The sequence below is a fragment of the Anaerobacillus sp. CMMVII genome, from assembly GCF_025377685.1.
Classification (GTDB): Bacteria; Bacillota; Bacilli; order Bacillales; family Anaerobacillaceae; genus Anaerobacillus.
On the sequence record NZ_JACEHK010000015.1, the window covers coordinates 67,969 to 85,754 of the forward strand.

18 protein-coding genes and 1 pseudogene are annotated in these 17,786 nt (G+C 36.7%); 14 read left to right on the plus strand and 5 right to left on the minus strand.

Annotation, left to right across the window (positions count from 1 at the left end):
* The first annotated feature begins 13 nt into the window (after nt 1-13).
* The 5 genes from H1D32_RS17570 to H1D32_RS17590 all read left to right on the plus strand — a co-directional run bounded on the left by H1D32_RS17570 (nt 14) and on the right by H1D32_RS17590 (nt 4,440).
* The gene (locus tag H1D32_RS17570; protein ID WP_314733445.1) at nt 14-1,090 is read left to right on the plus strand and encodes a DNA-binding transcriptional repressor DeoR; all 1,077 of its coding nucleotides are present in this window, start codon (nt 14-16) and stop codon (nt 1,088-1,090) included.
* A gap of 705 nt (nt 1,091-1,795) precedes the next feature.
* A complete protein-coding gene (locus H1D32_RS17575) occupies nt 1,796-3,010 on the plus strand; it encodes a NupC/NupG family nucleoside CNT transporter (RefSeq protein ID WP_261179570.1) in 1,215 nt (404 codons plus the stop codon).
* Between the two features lie 60 nt (nt 3,011-3,070).
* Complete coding sequence (gene deoC / locus H1D32_RS17580) at nt 3,071-3,739, plus strand: deoxyribose-phosphate aldolase (RefSeq protein WP_261179571.1); 669 nt, start codon at nt 3,071-3,073, stop codon at nt 3,737-3,739.
* 19 nt (nt 3,740-3,758) lie between these two features.
* Nucleotides 3,759-3,926, plus strand: coding sequence for a XapX domain-containing protein (locus H1D32_RS17585; protein WP_261179572.1), 168 nt, complete (start codon nt 3,759-3,761; stop codon nt 3,924-3,926).
* A gap of 112 nt (nt 3,927-4,038) precedes the next feature.
* Entirely contained in the window at nt 4,039-4,440 is a 402-nt protein-coding gene (locus tag H1D32_RS17590) for a cytidine deaminase (protein ID WP_261179573.1), read from the plus strand.
* Between the two features lie 182 nt (nt 4,441-4,622).
* Here the strand turns inward: H1D32_RS17590 and H1D32_RS17595 are convergent, their stop codons facing one another.
* From H1D32_RS17595 to H1D32_RS17610, 4 genes are read right to left on the minus strand one after another with little or no spacing between them, the layout of a single operon-like run.
* Nucleotides 4,623-4,937: a ferredoxin family protein gene (locus tag H1D32_RS17595; protein WP_261179574.1), complete on the minus strand. Its 315-nt coding sequence runs from the start codon at nt 4,935-4,937 to the stop codon at nt 4,623-4,625.
* Nucleotides 4,919-6,214, minus strand: a complete 1,296-nt coding sequence (locus H1D32_RS17600) for an FAD-dependent oxidoreductase (RefSeq protein WP_261179575.1) — start codon at nt 6,212-6,214, stop codon at nt 4,919-4,921. The genes H1D32_RS17595 and H1D32_RS17600 overlap by 19 nt, the downstream gene beginning before the upstream one ends.
* Nucleotides 6,207-7,229, minus strand: a complete 1,023-nt coding sequence (locus H1D32_RS17605) for an electron transfer flavoprotein subunit alpha/FixB family protein (protein WP_261179576.1) — start codon at nt 7,227-7,229, stop codon at nt 6,207-6,209. The genes H1D32_RS17600 and H1D32_RS17605 overlap by 8 nt, the downstream gene beginning before the upstream one ends.
* 23 nt (nt 7,230-7,252) lie before the next feature.
* A complete protein-coding gene (locus tag H1D32_RS17610; RefSeq protein ID WP_261179577.1) occupies nt 7,253-8,065 on the minus strand; it encodes an electron transfer flavoprotein subunit beta/FixA family protein in 813 nt (270 codons plus the stop codon).
* 253 nt (nt 8,066-8,318) lie between these two features.
* Here H1D32_RS17610 and H1D32_RS17615 point away from each other — a divergent pair.
* The 9 genes and pseudogenes from H1D32_RS17615 to H1D32_RS17655 all read left to right on the plus strand — a co-directional run bounded on the left by H1D32_RS17615 (nt 8,319) and on the right by H1D32_RS17655 (nt 16,407).
* Nucleotides 8,319-9,042 (plus strand): annotated as a pseudogene (locus tag H1D32_RS17615) (ABC transporter ATP-binding protein).
* Nucleotides 9,039-10,058 (plus strand): ABC transporter permease, encoded by a 1,020-nt coding sequence (locus H1D32_RS17620; protein WP_261179578.1) that lies wholly within the window; start codon nt 9,039-9,041, stop codon nt 10,056-10,058. Before H1D32_RS17615 ends, H1D32_RS17620 begins: the two are co-directional and overlap by 4 nt.
* A gap of 71 nt (nt 10,059-10,129) precedes the next feature.
* Entirely contained in the window at nt 10,130-10,789 is a 660-nt protein-coding gene (locus H1D32_RS17625) for a TetR/AcrR family transcriptional regulator (RefSeq protein ID WP_261179993.1), read from the plus strand.
* 173 nt (nt 10,790-10,962) lie between these two features.
* Nucleotides 10,963-11,364, plus strand: coding sequence for a VOC family protein (locus H1D32_RS17630; protein ID WP_261179579.1), 402 nt, complete (start codon nt 10,963-10,965; stop codon nt 11,362-11,364).
* Nucleotides 11,365-11,574: 210 nt separating this feature from the next.
* Nucleotides 11,575-12,273: a response regulator transcription factor gene (locus H1D32_RS17635; protein WP_261179580.1), complete on the plus strand. Its 699-nt coding sequence runs from the start codon at nt 11,575-11,577 to the stop codon at nt 12,271-12,273.
* Entirely contained in the window at nt 12,251-13,687 is a 1,437-nt protein-coding gene (locus tag H1D32_RS17640) for a sensor histidine kinase (protein WP_261179581.1), read from the plus strand. The genes H1D32_RS17635 and H1D32_RS17640 overlap by 23 nt, the downstream gene beginning before the upstream one ends.
* 201 nt (nt 13,688-13,888) lie before the next feature.
* A complete protein-coding gene (locus tag H1D32_RS17645) occupies nt 13,889-14,458 on the plus strand; it encodes a hypothetical protein (RefSeq protein ID WP_261179582.1) in 570 nt (189 codons plus the stop codon).
* Nucleotides 14,459-14,580: 122 nt separating this feature from the next.
* Nucleotides 14,581-15,552 (plus strand): foldase protein PrsA, encoded by a 972-nt coding sequence (locus tag H1D32_RS17650; RefSeq protein WP_261179583.1) that lies wholly within the window; start codon nt 14,581-14,583, stop codon nt 15,550-15,552.
* A gap of 75 nt (nt 15,553-15,627) precedes the next feature.
* Nucleotides 15,628-16,407: a 3-hydroxybutyrate dehydrogenase gene (locus H1D32_RS17655; RefSeq protein ID WP_261179584.1), complete on the plus strand. Its 780-nt coding sequence runs from the start codon at nt 15,628-15,630 to the stop codon at nt 16,405-16,407.
* Nucleotides 16,408-16,540: 133 nt separating this feature from the next.
* Here the strand turns inward: H1D32_RS17655 and H1D32_RS17660 are convergent, their stop codons facing one another.
* Nucleotides 16,541-17,689, minus strand: coding sequence for a histidine kinase N-terminal domain-containing protein (locus H1D32_RS17660; protein WP_261179585.1), 1,149 nt, complete (start codon nt 17,687-17,689; stop codon nt 16,541-16,543).
* Between the last annotated feature and the right edge of the window lie 97 nt (nt 17,690-17,786).

Sequence of the window (17,786 nt, forward strand, 5' to 3'; positions counted from 1 at the left end):
CATAGGTGATATTATGGAAAATGAAAAGCTCTTAAAAGTAATTGAAGCAGCGAAGCTTTACTATCTACTCGATTATAATCAAGTAGATATAGCTAAGCAATTAGGTGTCTCGCGTCCAACCGTGTCAAGGCTTCTTCAACTAGCTAAGGAAGAAGGAATCGTCCAGATTAAAATTATTGATCCTACCGAAGACATTGAAAACCTTGCTCTTCGACTTGAACAAAAATTCAATTTAAAAAAAGCAATTGTTACTCATATTCCCCAGTATGAAGACCATCTCATTAAAATGTATTTAGGAGAAGCTACAGCAAAATATGTAGATGCCGTTGTAAAAGATGGTGATATTATTGGCGTTACATGGGGCACAACACTGTATCATACTGCGGTTGAATTAAAGACCAAATCTGTAAAAGATGTCAAGGTTGTTCAGTTAAAAGGTGGAGTCAGTCATTCAGAAACGAATACCCATATGAATGAAATTCTATATTTATTTGGCAAAGCATTTGGCACTACCCCTCATCATCTACCTTTACCTGCAATCGTCGACCATGTAGTTGTGAAGCAAGCGATGGAAGCAGACCGTCATATAAAGCGGATATTAGAGCTTGGAAAACAAGCAAATATAGCGTTATTTACGATTGGTCCTATTAAATCAGAGGCTCTACTATTTCAGTTAGGATATTTTACAGACCAAGAAATTCGTGCGATCAACTCTAAAGCAGTAGGGGATATTTGTTCACGTTTTTTCGATGAGAATGGTCAAATTTTTAATGAACAATTAAATGCCCGTACACTCGGTATAGAACTCGCTGAGTTGAAAAAGAAGGAACATGCAGTCTTGGTTGCGGGTGGTCCACACAAGATAGAAGGGATTCGCGGCGCCTTAAAAGGAAAATATGCGAACGTTTTGATTACAGATCAATTTACGGCAAAGTTTTACTTGATAAAGAATTTTAGGTGGTTGACTATAAAGTCGACCACTTTTTCATTTGTAAAAAATAAAAATTACAAAAAGTGGTGTAAATTGAATGTGGTTGAAGTCGGAATGGAGCAGTTTGAGAAGAATGAAAGCTGTCCGAACCTGAGCTAACTTCGGACAGGATTAGTTTGAGAAGAATGAAAGCTGTCTGAACCTGAGTTAACCTCGGAATGGAGCAGGTTGAGAAAAAGGAAAGCTGTCCGAAACTAAGCTACTTCGGACAGGATGAGGTTGAGAAGAGGAAAGTATTCCGAACCTAGGCCAAGTTCGGAAAGGATTAGGTTTGGATAAAGGAAAGCATTCCGAACCTGGACAAAGTTCGGAAAGGATCAGGCTGCTAGATAGGAAAGTATTCCGAAGCTAGGCCAAGTTCGGAAAGGATCAAGCTGAAAAAAAGAAAAGCATTCCGAACCTAGGTAAAGTTTGGATCGGATCTGGTGGATATACTGCTAATTACTAGAATAATTTGTGTGCTTTTAATTTAGTATTAAAATAAATAGTTTTATATATATGATGTTTTGAATAGTGCGCCTTACAATTTTTTTTCATTTGTAAAAAACAAAATTTACAGAAAGTAAACTTTAAATAGAAACATTACCCAATATTAAACTGAAAACCAAGAGTAAAATTAGTTTCAACCTGCGAATTATGTCGAATTTTCAAAGAAGAAAAAATAAATGTTTTACAAATGTTCAATTAAGCGTTTACATACGTTCTGTAAATCTGGTATATTATCAATGTACCGATCATGATCATTAGTATTTAAATATTTTGTGTAACTTTCTAACATTCTATTAGACATCAGGAGTGATTAACATGAACATCATTTGGGGTATGTTTGGTATTTTTACTGTATTTTTTATTGCGTACTTATTTTCGAGTAATCGTAAGGCAATAAAACCTAGAACTGTATTAGGTGGTTTAGCTATTCAGTTATCCTTTGCGTTTATCGTATTAAAATGGGAATTTGGGAAAGAGGCATTAGAGAAACTGGCTTTAGGTGTGAACGAAATTGTTAACTATGCAAATGAAGGGATCGGCTTCTTATTTGGTGGAATATTCGTTGCAGACAATATCGGTTTTATCTTTGCTTTTCAAGTTCTTCCAGTAGTTATTTTCTTTTCAGCGTTAATTTCAGTTCTATACTACATTGGAATTATGCAAATCGTTATAAAATTTTTAGGTGGTGCTCTATCTAAATTACTAGGAACAAGTAAAGCTGAGTCGCTTTCAGCAGCTGCTAATATTTTCGTAGGACAAACAGAAGCGCCACTTGTAGTAAAACCGTATTTAGATAAAATGACAAAGTCAGAGCTTTTCGCTGTAATGACTGGTGGATTAGCATCTGTAGCAGGTTCGGTATTAATCGGGTATTCATTATTAGGTGTTCCGTTAGAATATTTATTAGCTGCAAGCTTCATGGCAGCACCAGCAGGATTAATCATTGCAAAGATCATGATTCCAGAAACTGAACGTTCACAGACGTCAGACGACTTACATCTGGAAAAAGATACAGAATCAGTGAATGTGATAGATGCTGCTGCTCGCGGAGCAAGTACAGGTTTACAATTGGCCTTAAATATTGGGGCAATGTTACTTGCGTTTATTGCATTGATTGCGTTAATTAATGGCCTCTTAGGAGCAGTTGGTGGGTTATTTAATTTCGAAGGCCTGACTCTAGAAATGATTTTAGGCGTCTTATTTGCACCAATTGCATTTGCGATTGGAGTTCCGTGGGCAGAGGCTGTTCAAGCAGGTGGATTTATTGGACAAAAACTAATCTTAAATGAGTTTGTAGCATATTCTTCGTTTGCACCACAAATCGAACAGCTTTCACCGAAAACAGTGGCAGTTATTAGTTTTGCTTTATGTGGGTTTGCAAACGTGTCATCAATGGGGATTTTACTAGGTGGACTTGGAAACCTTGCGCCGAACCGACGAGCTGATATTGCAAAGCTTGGGGTTAAGGCAGTAATTGCAGGGATGTTAGCTTCCCTTTTAAGTGCATCCATTGCGGGAATGTTATTTTAAAGAAATGTGTTAAAGAAAAACAAGTAATCTAGCTTATGAAACTGAAAGGATGAATTAGTAATGACTAACTTAGCAAAAATGATTGATCACACAGCATTGAAAGCAAATACAACGATGGAGCAAATTGAAACACTTTGTGCAGAAGCAAGAGAATTTGGTTTTGCATCTGTATGTGTTAATCCAACATGGGTAGAAACTGCAGCCGAACTTTTAAAAGAGTCTGGAGTAGATATTTGTACAGTAATTGGTTTTCCGTTGGGAGCAAACACTCCTGAAACAAAGGCATTTGAAACAAAGGATGCGATAAATAAAGGAGCTACAGAGGTAGATATGGTAATCAATGTAGCAGCTTTAAAAGCAAAAAATGATGAACTAGTTGAGCGAGATATTCGTGCGGTAGTTGAAGCAGCAAAAGGAAAAGCTTTAACAAAAGTTATTATTGAGACATGTCTTTTGACGGACGAAGAAAAAGAGCGTGCTTGTCGTATCGCAGTAGATGCTGGGACAGACTTTGTAAAAACATCAACTGGATTTTCAACAGGTGGCGCGACAGTTGAAGATATCGCATTAATGAGAAATGTTGTTGGTCCAACGATTGGAGTAAAAGCTTCAGGGGGAGTAAGAAGTTTAGCTGATGCAAAAGCAATGATTGCAGCAGGCGCTACTCGTATTGGTGCTAGTTCAGGTGTTTCGATAGTAAAAGGCGAAGTATCATCGTCAGATTATTAAAGATAAGAGGTAGCTAATTATGAAAGAAATTATTTTAAGCTTAGTAGCGGGTGTAATCATTGGCATTGTTTTTAAGAGTTTAAAATTGCCATTACCAGCTCCACCAGTTGTGGCTGGGATTATGGGGATAGTTGGGATTTTCCTCGGAGGGGTAATTTTTACACAAGTTGTTAAACTATTTTCATAGGGAACTAAATGAATTTCATAATTCACTATTTTCGCAACTTGATTAAGCTCAGTTAAGGTAGTTATGAAATTCACTCAGTAAACAATATAATTGAAAGTGTGGAATAGCCAAAATGAAAAAAGAAGAGTTAATTCATGAAGCTAAGCTAGCTAGAGAAAAGGCGTATGTCCCATATTCAAAGTTTAAAGTTGGTGCAGCTCTCTTAACGAAAAGGGGCGAAGTTTTTCATGGCTGTAATATTGAAAATGCAGCCTATAGTATGTGTAATTGTGGTGAACGTACAGCATTATTTAGTGCATACGCACAGGGAGAAAAAGATTTTGCAGCATTAGCAGTAGTTGCTGACACGAAACGTCCTGTGCCACCGTGTGGTGCGTGTCGACAGGTGATTGCAGAACTATGTGATCCAAACATGATTATTTACTTGTCCAACTTAAAGGGAGACATTAAGGAAATAACCGTTAGTGAGCTATTACCGGCAGCATTTTCACCAGAAGATTTAAATCAGTCATAGTTCTTTAAAGAAAATCCTCATTATCGAATACTGATAATGAGGATTTTTAGTCTATTTTAGTACCAGCTGTTTCCTCAATGATTGTTGCTTTTAAAATAGCTAGTTATGACAAGTCATATTAAGATCTCGGGGACATCTTTAAGGCGGTGTTTCATGGTTTTCATTCACTCAGTATCAAGGAATTACCCAAGTCGAAAGACGATCCCATGACCTCCTTTCGGATAAACCCATTTAATATTTTCATGAGGGCAACCTATTCTGCAACTGCCACATTCATGACAGCCTTCATACCCAACATGCATACGAATATCTTCCCATTTATATACCTCGGCTGGACAGAAAATTGTACATATTTTATCAGGGCATTTCGATAAGCATGTGTCATGGTCTAAAACATGAAGATGAGATTCGGTGTCAGCATTAAACCGAACAAGGTATTGTTTTTCCTCGATTGTTTGTGCCTTCTTTAATCCACTCATTATTTCATCACCTTCCATGCTCGAAGAATGTCGCGAGCCATTTTTATCTTTTCACGGTTTGTACCAAGGTCATTCCAAATTTTCTTTTGCTTCTCCCATTTTGACTTGCCATCAACGGTAAACATTTGACTAGCCGCGCGATTAATTAATGGAATGTATTGCTCAAAGTATTGAGGTGATTGATCAAAAAGATGTGTTGCATCCTTATATTTCTTCAAATCTTGCCCTACGAAGCTCTCCATTAGTTTCATTCGATAGGTATCTAGTGTTCGAACTGTATAATCTCCACGTTCTTTTGCAAGAAGTACAGTTTCTGCTGCGAACCTACCGGATGTCATCGCCATGTTTGAGCCTTCACGGTGGATCGCATTAACGAGTTGCGCAGCATCACCAATGACGAGGACGCCATTATCACAGACCTTAGGCATCGAATGGTAGCCACCTTCTGGGATGAGATGAGCGAGATACTCAACAGGCTCGCTCCCTTGAATATAAGGGCGAATGATTGGGTGGTTTTTCACGTATTCTAACAATTCATATGGTTTTATTTTTTGCTTAATCATTCCGGAAAGGAGGGTACCAACACCAATACTCAAGCTATCTTTATTTGTATAAAGAAAGCCAGTTCCTAAAATCCCCTTTGTCGCATCACCAAATATTTCAATGGTACAGCCTTGATTGCTTTCTAAGTTAAAGCGGTCTTCAATAATTTTTTTATCGAGTTTTAGAATTTCCATCGTTGCCAAGGCAACTTCGTCCGGACGAAACTCTTTATGGAAGCCAAGTGACTTTGCTAGCAATGAGTTAACACCATCAGCTAAGACAACTACATCGGCTAATATTTCGCCATCATCACGATCCGTACGAACACCAATCACTTTGCCATTTTCGACAATACATTCTAAAACAACCGTTTCATTAATAAGAAGTGCACCTTGCTTTACAGCTTGATCCGCAAACCATTGATCAAATTTTGCTCGTAACACGGTGAAATTGTTATATGGTTCTTCGCCCCATTCCAATCCTTTGTAGCTAAAGGAAGAGGCTGACTGTTTATCTAACATCATGAAACGTTGCTCAACAACCGGTCTTTCAAGTGGAGCCTCTTTGTAAAATTCGGGGATAATATCTTCCATCATTTGTCGATAAAGAACACCTCCCATGACGTTTTTTGAACCAGGGTATTCACCACGTTCGATAAGGACAACATCTAATCCAGCCTTGGCCATTTCATAGGCACAAGAAATTCCCGCAGGGCCAGCACCAACAACGATACAATCAAATTTTTCAGGCATGAGTCACTCTCCTGTTCAACGCTTCTTCAAAAGCTTTAATTAATAGTGGAATTACCTCTAGAGCATCGCCAACGATACCGTAATGGCATGTTTGAAAAATTGGAGCATCTGGATCTTTATTTATAGCAATAATTAAACCAGAGTTTTGCATTCCGACAATATGTTGAATGGCACCGGAAATTCCAATCGCAAAATAGATTTTAGGTACGACGGTAAGTCCAGTTTGACCGACCTGATGATGATGACCAATCCAACCGGCTTCGACAACATCACGACTACCACCAACGGCAGCTCCTAGCACTTCAGCAAATTGGTGAATTAGCTGGAAGCCGTTTTTGCTTCCGAGGCCTTTTCCACCGGCAACGATAATATCGGCTTCATCAATACTAGAATTCTTCGTAGTTTCTCTTACAATTTCTAACACCTTAGTTCGAATGTCGTCTTCCTTCAGATCAATCGTTTCTTTAATAAGCGTTCCAGTTCGACCGAGTTCTTGAGAAAGGGCTTTCATTACTTTCGGTCGGACGGTAGCCATTTGTGGTCGATATTTTTTACATAAAATCGTTGCCATTATATTTCCACCGAATGCTGGTCGACTTGCTAGTAAGAGGCCGGTATCTTCTTCAATATCCAATATGGTTGTATCAGCAGTTAGTCCAGTTGGAAGGTCAGTCGCAACAGCACTAGCTAAGTCCTTTCCATTTGGAGTAGCTCCGTAAAGAATGACCTCTGGTTTATGTTTCTCACAACAATCAAACACAGCACGCATAAACGACTCAGTGCGGTAGTGGTTAAATAATTTATCATCGTATAGATATACGAGGTCTGCACCATACTCATACAACGTATCCACATGTTCCAGGACCCCATCACCAATCAATAACCCTGCTAGATCTGTTTTTCGTTTATTGGCTAATTCGCGTCCTGCTCCTAGTAATTCAAGCGAAACAGGGGCGACCTTTCCGTCTTTTATTTCGATAAATACCCAAATTCCTCGATAATCCTTAAAATCCACCTTTCTTCCTCCTCTTCCTGCTTCTATTGAAACAGCTCTTTCTTTTCTAAAACAACGTCAAGCAGTTGTTGAACTTGATCTTCCATGGTACCGGCTAATATTGTTCCTCCTTCAGGTTTAGGTGGTGACCATACTTTTGAAACAATGGTCGGTGAACCCTTTAAACCCAACTGGAGACGATCGATATTTTCTAAGTCTGCGACTGCCCAAACATATGGTTTGTATCTAGCGGCTCTCATCATATTTGGTAAAGGAGAATATGGAATTTTATTAATTTCCTTTTCAACGGCTAAAAGGCAGGGCAGTGGAGATTGAATTACTTCGTATCCATCTTCTAACTTTCGATGAACAATCATGTATTTTTCTTTTTGATTTACTTCAACGATCTTTTTCACAGAAGTCAGTGGTGGTATATCTAAGCGGCGGGCAATTCCGGGTCCAACTTGACCTGTATCTCCGTCGATTGTCATTTTTCCACAGATAACTAGATCAATAGGTTGAATTTGAGCGATTTTTTCTAAAGCTTTCGTTAGTGCATAGCTTGTTGCTAATGTGTCTGCACCTGCAAATGCTCGGTCAGAAATCATATAACCTTCATCTGCACCAATTTCGATGCACTTTTTAATAGCTTTAACAGCTGGAGGTGGTCCCATTGTTAAAACTGAAACGGTGCCTCCGTATTTTTTCTTTAGACGGACAGCCTCTTCAACGGCGTGTGCATCATAGGGATTTAAAATTGCTGGCGCACTTGCGCGGTCCATGGTGTTTGTTTTTGGATTCATTTTGATTACCTTTGTATCAGGAACTTGTTTGATACAAGCCACGATATGAAGCATTTGTTTTTCACTCCTTTGCCTAAACGTTATTAACGATAGTCGTTACTTTATGTATATAGATGAACAATTAAAAAAATGCGAATATTATTACTATTAACGGAGTGGTATCTACAAATTTACAATTGTCCCAATAGATGCAAGGGATAAGCTTAGAAATATTTTTCGTTTTTATTAGGAATGAGTGGTGTTAACTGGAGTAACGTCTTATAATAAAAGTGAGTAATCACTCATTTAATAGGCTGGAGGGAAAGAAATGAAGCCATTGCACATTTCAGTTAGCGATGTAACAAAAAGCTTTGCATCACAAACAGTCGTACAATCTATTAGTTTCAATATTATAAAGGGGAAATCTTTGGGTTATTAGGACCTTCAGGTGCTGGGAAGACGACGCTTGTGAAGATGATTGCGGGAATTGAAATTCCTAGTAGCGGAACCATTCAAATAAACGACGTAAGAATGCCGCATCTAGGCACTCTAAACAAGATCGGCTATATGACTCAATCAGATGCTTTATATAATGAGCTAACAGCCTTGGAGAATTTAGAGTTTTTCGCAACAATTTATCGCTTAAAAGGGCCGCTTAAAAAAGAAAGAATACAGGAAGTAATAGAGCTAGTGAATTTAGACGCTGACTTAAAAAGCCAATTAGCAACTATTCAGGAGGAATGAAGCGAAGATTATCTTTGGCCATCTCCCTCTTGCACCGACCTGAAGTTTTAATTCTAGATGAACCAACTGTTGGGATTGACCCGGTTCTTCGGCAGTCTATTTGGAATGAGTTGAAATTGTTAAGTAACGCTGGGACTACGATCATCGTAACTACTCATGTTATGGATGAAGCGGAAAAATGTGATCGATTGGGGATGCTTCGCAACGGGAGATTACTAGCAATGGGCTCTAGTGAAGAACTTAAAAATGAGACTAGGTCAGAATCGTTAGAGGAAGTATTTTTGCATTATGGAGGTGCACGTGGATGAGAATTAAGGCAATTGTCATTCGGATTATCCGTCAATTTATTCGAGATAAACGTACCCTTGGGATGATTGTTGTTGCACCTATTTTTATTCTCTGGCTAGTGTCGCTTGTGTTTTCCGGAGATAAAATTGAACCAATCATTGGGGTAGTAAATGGAAATACAGCATTACTTGAGCAATTTGAAACCGTAATTTCCTACGATTATGAAGAGGATGCTTTAAAAGATCTATTAAATGAGGAAATTCACGGTTATATAAAAGGCGAGGAAACACCGCTAAAAGTCGTTTTGGAAGGTAGTGATCCGACCAGCAGCCAAGTTGTTCTTCATACGGTTCAAAGTGCTTTTCAAAACCTTCAACCTTCTACAAATGAAAAGGTTCAGCCTGAAGTTATCTATTACTATGGATCAAAAGAGATGAGTACGTTTGACAATATTGGGCCATTCTTAATTGGGTTTTTCGTTTTTTTCTTTGTCTTCATCATCGCCGGTGTTTCATTCTTGCGCGAACGAACAAGTGGAACATTAGAAAAATTGCTGTCGACTCCTCTAAGAAGATGGGAGATTGTCATTGGCTATGTGTGTGGATTTGGAATTTTTACAACGATCCAAACAGCCATTATTGTTTTCTTTTCAATTAAAGTATTAGGAATGATGATGGAAGGATCAATTTGGGCGGTAATGCTAATCACTTTGACACTGTCGATTACTGCACTGACACTTGGTACCCTACTTTCTGCATTCGCTCGAAATGAACTACAAATGATTCAATTTATTCCAATTGTCATTGTTCCGCAATTTTTCTTTTCAGGATTATTGAATTTAGAGACGATGTCACCATGGCTTACACACCTAAGTAAGATAATGCCACTCTCATATGGAGGCGAAGCTATGCGAGATGTGATGATCCGTGGTAAAGGATTAACAGAAATCACTAGTAACCTTCTTGTGTTAATTTTATTTTCAGTTGGGTTTATGGTATTCAATAACTTTGCATTAAAAAAACATCGCAAGATATAGGGGGAAATTGTCTCTTCCCATGTAAAAGTTTATAATAAGCGTACTGTTTAGCCTTAAAGGAGCATGAGATGATGCCACAAAGTGACTCGTTACGGGAATTATTACTCTTAGATTCAACTAATCGTAAATATAGTGAAAAGCAATTAAAGATATTAGAAGCAGCGATTGATACATTTTCAGAAAAAGGCTTTGCTGCAACCTCCACGAGTGAAATTGCACAAAAAGCGGGCGTTGCTGAAGGAACGATCTTTCGCCATTACAAAACAAAAAAGGACTTGCTCATATCAATCGTGACCCCGTTCATGACGAAATTACTAGGTCCGATGTTTGCAAAGGAGTTTGTTAAAGAAGTATTTGATATTTCGTACAATAACTTTGAACAATTTATCCGCAAACTAGCATATAACCGCTATGAATTTGTGAAAAACCATCGTATTGTTGTAAAAATTCTAATTCAGGAAATTTCATTTCATGATGAATTAAAAGAGCCATTTATTGAGCTGTTTCATGATCAAATCTACCCAAAATTCCATGAAAAAATAATCTACTTTCAAACAAAAACTGAAATTGTTTCGCTTCCAGCGGACACGATCATAAGATTAATTATTAACACAATTGTTGGTACACTTCTATCAATGTTTTTACTCTTACCAGAAAAGAATTGGGAGTATGAACAGGAGATGGAGCAGACGATACAGTTTTTAGTAAATGGTTTAAAGGTGCAAAGCTGATGAATGCCTTTTGTTAGAAAAGATGCCGCTTTGAGAAAAATAGACTAACTGAAAAAAGGATTTCCCTTACTATTCATAGAAATGTGGTAGTAAGTTTTTTTTCGTAAATATTAGAACAATCATGGTTTACATTGTTTGAATAGTTTTTTTCCATGAAAGGATGAGCCTTAAAGATGATAAAAAAGGTAGAACATGTCGCAATTATTGTTACAGATCTTGATAAAGCAATTGAATACTACTCAACAATGTTTAATTTTGTCCTAAGAACTAGAGGGAAAAATGAGCGTAGAGAAATGGCGTTTATTAGTCATAAAGATCAACCTAACTTTGAGATCGAACTTATCAGGGATATAACCCCAGAAACTCAATATTCAGAGATTGGTATTGTTAATCACCTCGCTTTTACGGTAGATGATATTGAAGAAGCGATAGCGTATTATAAAAACAAAGGGATCGTCTTTTTATCAGAAACCTATAATCTAGCAATCGATGGAGCAAAAGTAATCTTCTTTAAAGGTGCGGACCAAGAATTACTGCAGCTTGTTCAGCCTAATCGAGAACTTACAATTAGTTAAAATCTCTAAAATTAATTTTATATTGGTAGTGAACGAGCAGATGCTTGGCTTTAGATAAATGAGTCTTGGGACAAATGTTTTTGTCTTAAGGCTCATTTATTAATGTTCAAAAAGGAAAGAGCCTTACTCTTAATTCAAGAATTCATATTAAATTCATATTCGTAGTGTACACTTGTCTAGGAGAAAATAAGGTTTAAGGTAGGAGATTGAATGTCTTATAGAATCCTTGTTGTTGAAGATGATGTATATATTCAAGAGTTAATTAAAGAATTTTTGCAAGCACAAAATTATCAGGTAGACGTAGTTGATGATGGGATAAAAGCATGGAAACTAATAAATCATGCTGAAAAAAACTATGACTTAGTTTTGCTAGATATTATGCTCCCTAATTTGGATGGGTTCTCGTTGTGTAAGATGATTAGACAAAAATCGTCTGTACCTGTCATTATCTTAACTGCACTAAACGAAGAAAAGGATCAGTTAAAAGCTTTTGAACTAGAAGCTGATGATTTTCTTTCAAAGCCATTTTCTTTCAATGTTCTTGTAAGGAGAGTTGAGGCAGTCTTAAGAAGGGTAAATAGTAATTCTGTTCACCAAAACCTTTTAGCATTCAAACGACTAAAGCTCGAGCTAGGCAGCTATAAAGCATATGTTGATAATCAACTAATTGAATTAACCGTAAAAGAATTTGAAATCCTGCAGATGTTCTTAGAAAATATCGGGATTGTTTTAACGAGGGACGTCATTTTAGAGAAGGTCTGGGGCTATGATTTCTTTGGGGACAATCGAATTGTAGACGCCCATATAAAAAACATCCGCAAGAAAATTGGGTTACCTTATATTAAAACAATTAAAGGATTAGGATATTCCTTAGAAAGGGAGAGGCATGAAAAAAGGGATCACGCTTAAAATTTTTACGATAACTAGTGCTTTATTAGTGGTCTCAGCTTTAATCATTTATTTAACATTATATTTTCTGCTGCCTACCTATTACTACAGCTATAAAAAATCGAATTTAAATGACGGTGTTGCTAATTTAATTGAAAGAATAGCAGTTAGTCGAATAGAAGAGGTAGAATTCCATTTTAATGATTTTGTTGAGAGCTATAATGTTCGTTTAATCGTACAAAATGAATTTGGTTATGTCATTTATTTTCCAATGGACCGTTTCTTTCATGATAGTAAAGGAAGAAACGGACTGCCAGGGAGAAATAGTGTAAATAGAAGGCTTTTAGAAGATAATTGGAACAATCCAAACCTGATTACGATTGTTGAACCTATCAAGTTTCGGCAAGATCCAAACGAATATGTTTTAACCGTATCAGCTCCCTTGCAACCAATTGATGAGGCCTCGGACGTAATCCTGATGTTTTTCCCTTATATGCTAATTATCATCGGCGTTATTTCAGTTATAGGTGGATATGTTTATTCGAATTTACTATCAAAACCGTTGCTTACGCTAAATAAAACCGCGAAAAAAATGGCTGACTTAGATTTTTCAACTAAATCTACTATTCATACCAATGATGAGTTAGGGGAATTATCGAGGAGTCTCAATAAACTTGCCATCAATTTGCAAAATAGTATGGATGAGCTAACTGAAGCCAATGCTCAATTGAAGGACGATATTCAAAAAGAACGGGACCAAGAACAAAAACGGAGCGAGTTTATTGCAACAATCTCACACGAATTAAAAACACCGTTAACTGCCGTTTCTGGGCAGATTGAAGGAATGATTCATGGAATTGGAAGCTTTAAAGATCGTGAAAAATATTTAAAGCAATCGTATACGATTTTAAAAGATATGGAGAAGTTAGTTCAGGAAATTCTTGATGTATCCCAACTTGAAAGCTCATACTTTAGTCCGCAAATTCAAAAAATTAATTTGTCTAGGCTAGTTAATCAAACGTTCGATGGCTTTCAGTTCTTTTCTGAGCAAAAACAACTAGATGTTCAACTGTCCATTGAACCAGATGTGTTCACTTTTGGGGATGCTAAGTTAATTACCAGGGCAGTAGCAAACGTTTTTAGTAATGCACTCAAGTATACAGACAATGGAAAGCAAATAAAATTGAGCTTATTTACGGATGTTGAAGGACCGCACCTAACGATTATGAATGCATGTGCTTTTATTGAAGAAGATGAGCTCGGAAAGATATTTGAGCCTTTCTATCGAATTGAGAAATCCCGAAACCGGAAGACAGGTGGAAGCGGCTTAGGACTTTATATAGTTAAAAAAATATTTGACCTCCATAATATTAATTATTCGATTGAGAATGTAACAGATGGGGTCTTGTTCACTATCAACTTTAAAACAACATAGCCTAAAAGAAAGAGGCTGCCCCAAAAAAGTGTCAGACACCGCTAGTATTAGGAGCCGTGTGGAAGACACTTTGGGTACTGCCTCTTTTTTCTTTGAAAATTCATTTTCACTTCATCTTAAATTCATATAGCCAACTTATACTGAGATTGCAGATAGGAAAGAAATCTTACTCTGTAAAAATGTTCTGGGAGGAAGATCAGTATGAATAAGAAGTGGGCAATCTTAGGTTTAGGAATCTTGCTAGGAGCTACAACTTTCACTACAGTTTTCGCCAGTGATGTAGCACCTGAAGAAGAAACACCGAGGTACAACTTTCAGTTTAAACAACAAATTGTCTTTAAGTCTGAGGAAAAACTAGCGGAAATGGCAGAAGAAAAAGGGATTTCGATTGAAGAATTTAAAGCTGAATATGGTGAAAACGGATACTCTTTCCGTAATGGTTTTAAACGAAAAGGGATGCGCATGAATGGAAATGGTGAGTGTTTACAAGATCTGGCTGAAGAAAAGGGTGTCAATTTAGAGGATTTAAGAGAACAATTCTTAGCAGAAAACGAAGCGAAGCATGAACAAAGGCTAGCAGACTTAGCTGAGAAATTAGAAATGACCGTTGATGAGCTTAAACAACAGCAAATAGAAAAACGACTTGAAAGAGAAGAGTTGAGAGAACAAAAGCACGCAGAAATGGCTGAGCAAGCTGGAATGACTGTCGAAGAATTTAAAGAGAAAATCCCAGGGAAAAGAGGTATGAGACATTTTAATAAAGGTTTGTAAATAATTGAATGGTTGGCGACTTTCATGTTCTCAGAGTTGCCAACCACTTTTATTATGGAATAGGAAAGCTATTTAGCTAAGGATGTGTGTTAGCATACAGAAGTAGAAAGAGGTACTTAATTGTGAAAAATGTAAAATATGCAGTACTTATTATGGTTTCTATGTTACTTATAGCTGCTTGCAGTGAGACTGAAGATGCTAGCGCGCCAGAAGATTTGAGGGTATATAAGTTTGAAGCAATTGATTTAGAGAATCTTTCTTCCGAAAAAATAGTTGCAAGCTATGAAGGAGGAGAAGTAACTGGAGAGGAATTCGCCAAATATTTAGCGCTACAAGCCTTTTTAAACCCATATGCGCCAATAAATGACGAAGAATATCGTTTGGATATGATCTATGATTTGATTGTAGAGAGGCTAACAGGAAGTTTGGCAACAGAATTAGAATGGGCAAATGAACAAGTGGAACTAATATGGAACCAAATTTCACTGTCGTATGAAGATGAGACATTACAAGATGCCTATGAAATCCTTCAAATAAGTGAAGAGGAGATAAAAGCAGCATTAATTTCATTATTGAACATAGAAACCTATTTTGAACAACAAATCACTGAAACTGAGATAGTAGAGTTTTATCACTCAGTTATCGATGAACTCACAACCGCAACCTTTACGCATATTCTGATTGGTATCAATGAAGACAAGTCAATTGAAGGACAGGAAGTACGTACAGTAGCGGAAGCGTTACAAATCGCAAATAAGGTGCAGCAAAGACTTTTAGCTGGAGAAGATATGGGAGATCTAGTTAGTCTGTTCTCTGATGATGGTGGCAGTATTGAAACGAATGGACGGTATGAAAATATTGCAGTCGCAGGATTGGTACCAGAGTTTCGGAAAGCGCTGGTTGAGCTGGAATTACATACGATTAGTGATCCAGTGCCAACAGAGTACGGCTATCACATTGTTAAGCTAGAAGATCTTTATGTCCTCCCTTTTGAGGAAGTAAAAAATTCATTAGTCGGAGAATTAATTCATGAGAAGTATCTTGCCTATTTCTATGAAGAATTACCAACAAAAATCATCGAAATAAATCTATAGAGGGAACAATTGTAACTCATTTGCTACCCTAATCAATTATGATCAAATGAAACAAGATTGGTTAGGAGGTAGGAGATGGATTTAAAAGATAAGGTTGTCTATATTACTGGAGCTGCAAGTGGTATTGGATTTGAATTGGCAGAATCATTTGCAGAAATTGGAGCAAAAGTAGTACTTACTGATTTAAATAAATCATTAGTTGTAGAAAAAACAAATCTCTTAAAAGCAAGAGGCTATGAAGTGGTCGGGGTACAATGCGATGTTTGTTCAGAAGAGGCTATAAAGGCATCAATAGAACAAACGATAAATGTATTTGGGAGACTAGATATTCTAATCAATAACGCAGGTCTACAATATGTTTCTCCAATTGAGGAATTCCCGACATCTAAATTTGAACTGTTATTGAAAGTGATGGTTACAGGAGCATTTATCGCAATAAAAGAAGTATTTCCGATTATGAAAAAGCAACAATTTGGTAGAATTATCAATATAGCCTCTATAAATGGACTTGTTGGCTTTGCAGGGAAAGCTGGATATAATAGCGCAAAACACGGAGTAATTGGTCTCACAAAAGTAGCTTCCTTAGAAGGTGCTGACTATGGAATAACAGTCAATGCGCTATGTCCTGGTTACGTTGATACACCGTTAGTGAGAAATCAATTGTCTGATCTAGCAAAAACAAGAAATGTCCCCGTAGAAAAAGTGTTAGAGGAAGTTATTTATCCATTAGTACCACAAAAACAATTATTGCAACCAAAAGAAGTAGCTGATTATGCCATTTTTTTAGCTAGCACAAAGGGAAAATCAATTACAGGTCAGTCAGTTGTCATAGACGGGGGCTATACGGTACAGTAATCTGTCTAGCAGATCGGTGGATATTGAGCTTTTTTGTATACAATCTTACAAGTAGCTACTCGTAAGAACGTCTAAAAACATCAAACCGTGCTAAAGGAAAAACCTTATTTGCATCGATTTGCAGGTAAGGTTTTTAATTTTTAATAAACATATCTTTCTTCTCTTCAGAAGCTATTGGTAGGTGAATACTAAAAGTAGTTATATCATCATTAGATTGACAGCTGATCGTTCCATTATGTTTTTCAATGATTTTTTTACAGACAAATAAGCCTATCCCAGTACCTAATTCTTTTGTTGTGTAAAAAGGTTCAAAAATGATTTCTCTTGTTTCGTCAGGAATAATTGGACCATTATTGGAGATTTCAATGACAATATTTTCACCGTTAATATCCGTACGGACAGAGATCTCTCTAGGTTTTTCCTTTTTATTTATGGCATCTATGGAATTCATTAATATGTTTAAGAACACTTGCTTCAATTCATTTTTATTTGCAAGAGTTTGTGCTTCTGGACCGAAGTAAGTTAGTACATTGACATCGATATCGACAATGCTTGGGTAAAGAAACTTGATAATATCTTCTAACAACAAATGAACAGTAACGATTTCCTTTCGCTGTTCTTGTGCTCCCTCATTTTTAGAGGTGTGAAGAAATTGGGTAATCCGAAATTTAAGCTGATCAAGTTCATGGTCAATGATATCTAAGTATTTTAAAGTTGGGTAATCTGTTTTTAATAATTTTATAAAACCGATAACTGCAGTAAGCGGATTTCTAAATTCATGAACAAAGCTAGACGACATCTGTCCAAGTAAGGTTAATTTAACTTTATGAGTTTCATTGAGAAGTATATTTTTTTCTTCAATTTCTAATTCCTTTAAGACGGTATACCTCTGTACAGCATAGTAGCAAAATTTATCAAAGCTTTTATTGAGATTCTCAATTGCCACTTGTAAATCCTCCAAAGAAGTTTCAGCCGAAAATAAGTGTTTGATCATAATTGTTCTTCCGAAATTCACATTTTGAACAAAATCACCTATATTTACCTTTGCTTCAACCCGTTCTTTGGCAACTTTGTAAGCGAGCAGCTTTAGTTCCTCGTCAGTAATTGTATTGATTAATGTTTTCTTTATTAATTGATACATTTGAGTTCCGTTTTCTTTTACCTTATCTTTATGGAGGTCATATTGATGTAGACAAATGTTTTGCCACCATTCCTCTAGAAAATTAGCCTCGTTTTTTTCGATAAATACTAATAAATTATTATCTGCTGAAATGGAATTCAATTTCCCTCACCTACTTTCATAAAGAAAAGATCATTGTTACTAATTCTACAACCATTCTAGTGTTCCTTTTAAAATTTTAAAATAATTTGTAATATTT

What these genes read in the sequence shown, in the direction of transcription:
- H1D32_RS17625 (WP_261179993.1), top strand. Translation starts at nt 10,130, where the DNA reads ATGCCACAAAGTGACTCGTTACGGGAATTATTACTCTTAGATTCAACT.
- H1D32_RS17635 (WP_261179580.1), top strand. Translation starts at nt 11,575, where the DNA reads ATGTCTTATAGAATCCTTGTTGTTGAAGATGATGTATATATTCAAGAG.
- H1D32_RS17640 (WP_261179581.1), top strand. Translation starts at nt 12,251, where the DNA reads ATGAAAAAAGGGATCACGCTTAAAATTTTTACGATAACTAGTGCTTTA.
- deoC (WP_261179571.1), top strand. Translation starts at nt 3,071, where the DNA reads ATGACTAACTTAGCAAAAATGATTGATCACACAGCATTGAAAGCAAAT.
- H1D32_RS17610 (WP_261179577.1), bottom strand. Translation starts at nt 8,065, where the DNA reads ATGCTTCATATCGTGGCTTGTATCAAACAAGTTCCTGATACAAAGGTA.
- H1D32_RS17585 (WP_261179572.1), top strand. Translation starts at nt 3,759, where the DNA reads ATGAAAGAAATTATTTTAAGCTTAGTAGCGGGTGTAATCATTGGCATT.
- H1D32_RS17630 (WP_261179579.1), top strand. Translation starts at nt 10,963, where the DNA reads ATGATAAAAAAGGTAGAACATGTCGCAATTATTGTTACAGATCTTGAT.
- H1D32_RS17595 (WP_261179574.1), bottom strand. Translation starts at nt 4,937, where the DNA reads ATGGAAGGTGATGAAATAATGAGTGGATTAAAGAAGGCACAAACAATC.
- H1D32_RS17570 (WP_314733445.1), top strand. Translation starts at nt 14, where the DNA reads ATGGAAAATGAAAAGCTCTTAAAAGTAATTGAAGCAGCGAAGCTTTAC.
- H1D32_RS17655 (WP_261179584.1), top strand. Translation starts at nt 15,628, where the DNA reads ATGGATTTAAAAGATAAGGTTGTCTATATTACTGGAGCTGCAAGTGGT.
- H1D32_RS17590 (WP_261179573.1), top strand. Translation starts at nt 4,039, where the DNA reads ATGAAAAAAGAAGAGTTAATTCATGAAGCTAAGCTAGCTAGAGAAAAG.
- H1D32_RS17575 (WP_261179570.1), top strand. Translation starts at nt 1,796, where the DNA reads ATGAACATCATTTGGGGTATGTTTGGTATTTTTACTGTATTTTTTATT.
- H1D32_RS17600 (WP_261179575.1), bottom strand. Translation starts at nt 6,214, where the DNA reads ATGCCTGAAAAATTTGATTGTATCGTTGTTGGTGCTGGCCCTGCGGGA.
- H1D32_RS17620 (WP_261179578.1), top strand. Translation starts at nt 9,039, where the DNA reads ATGAGAATTAAGGCAATTGTCATTCGGATTATCCGTCAATTTATTCGA.
- H1D32_RS17645 (WP_261179582.1), top strand. Translation starts at nt 13,889, where the DNA reads ATGAATAAGAAGTGGGCAATCTTAGGTTTAGGAATCTTGCTAGGAGCT.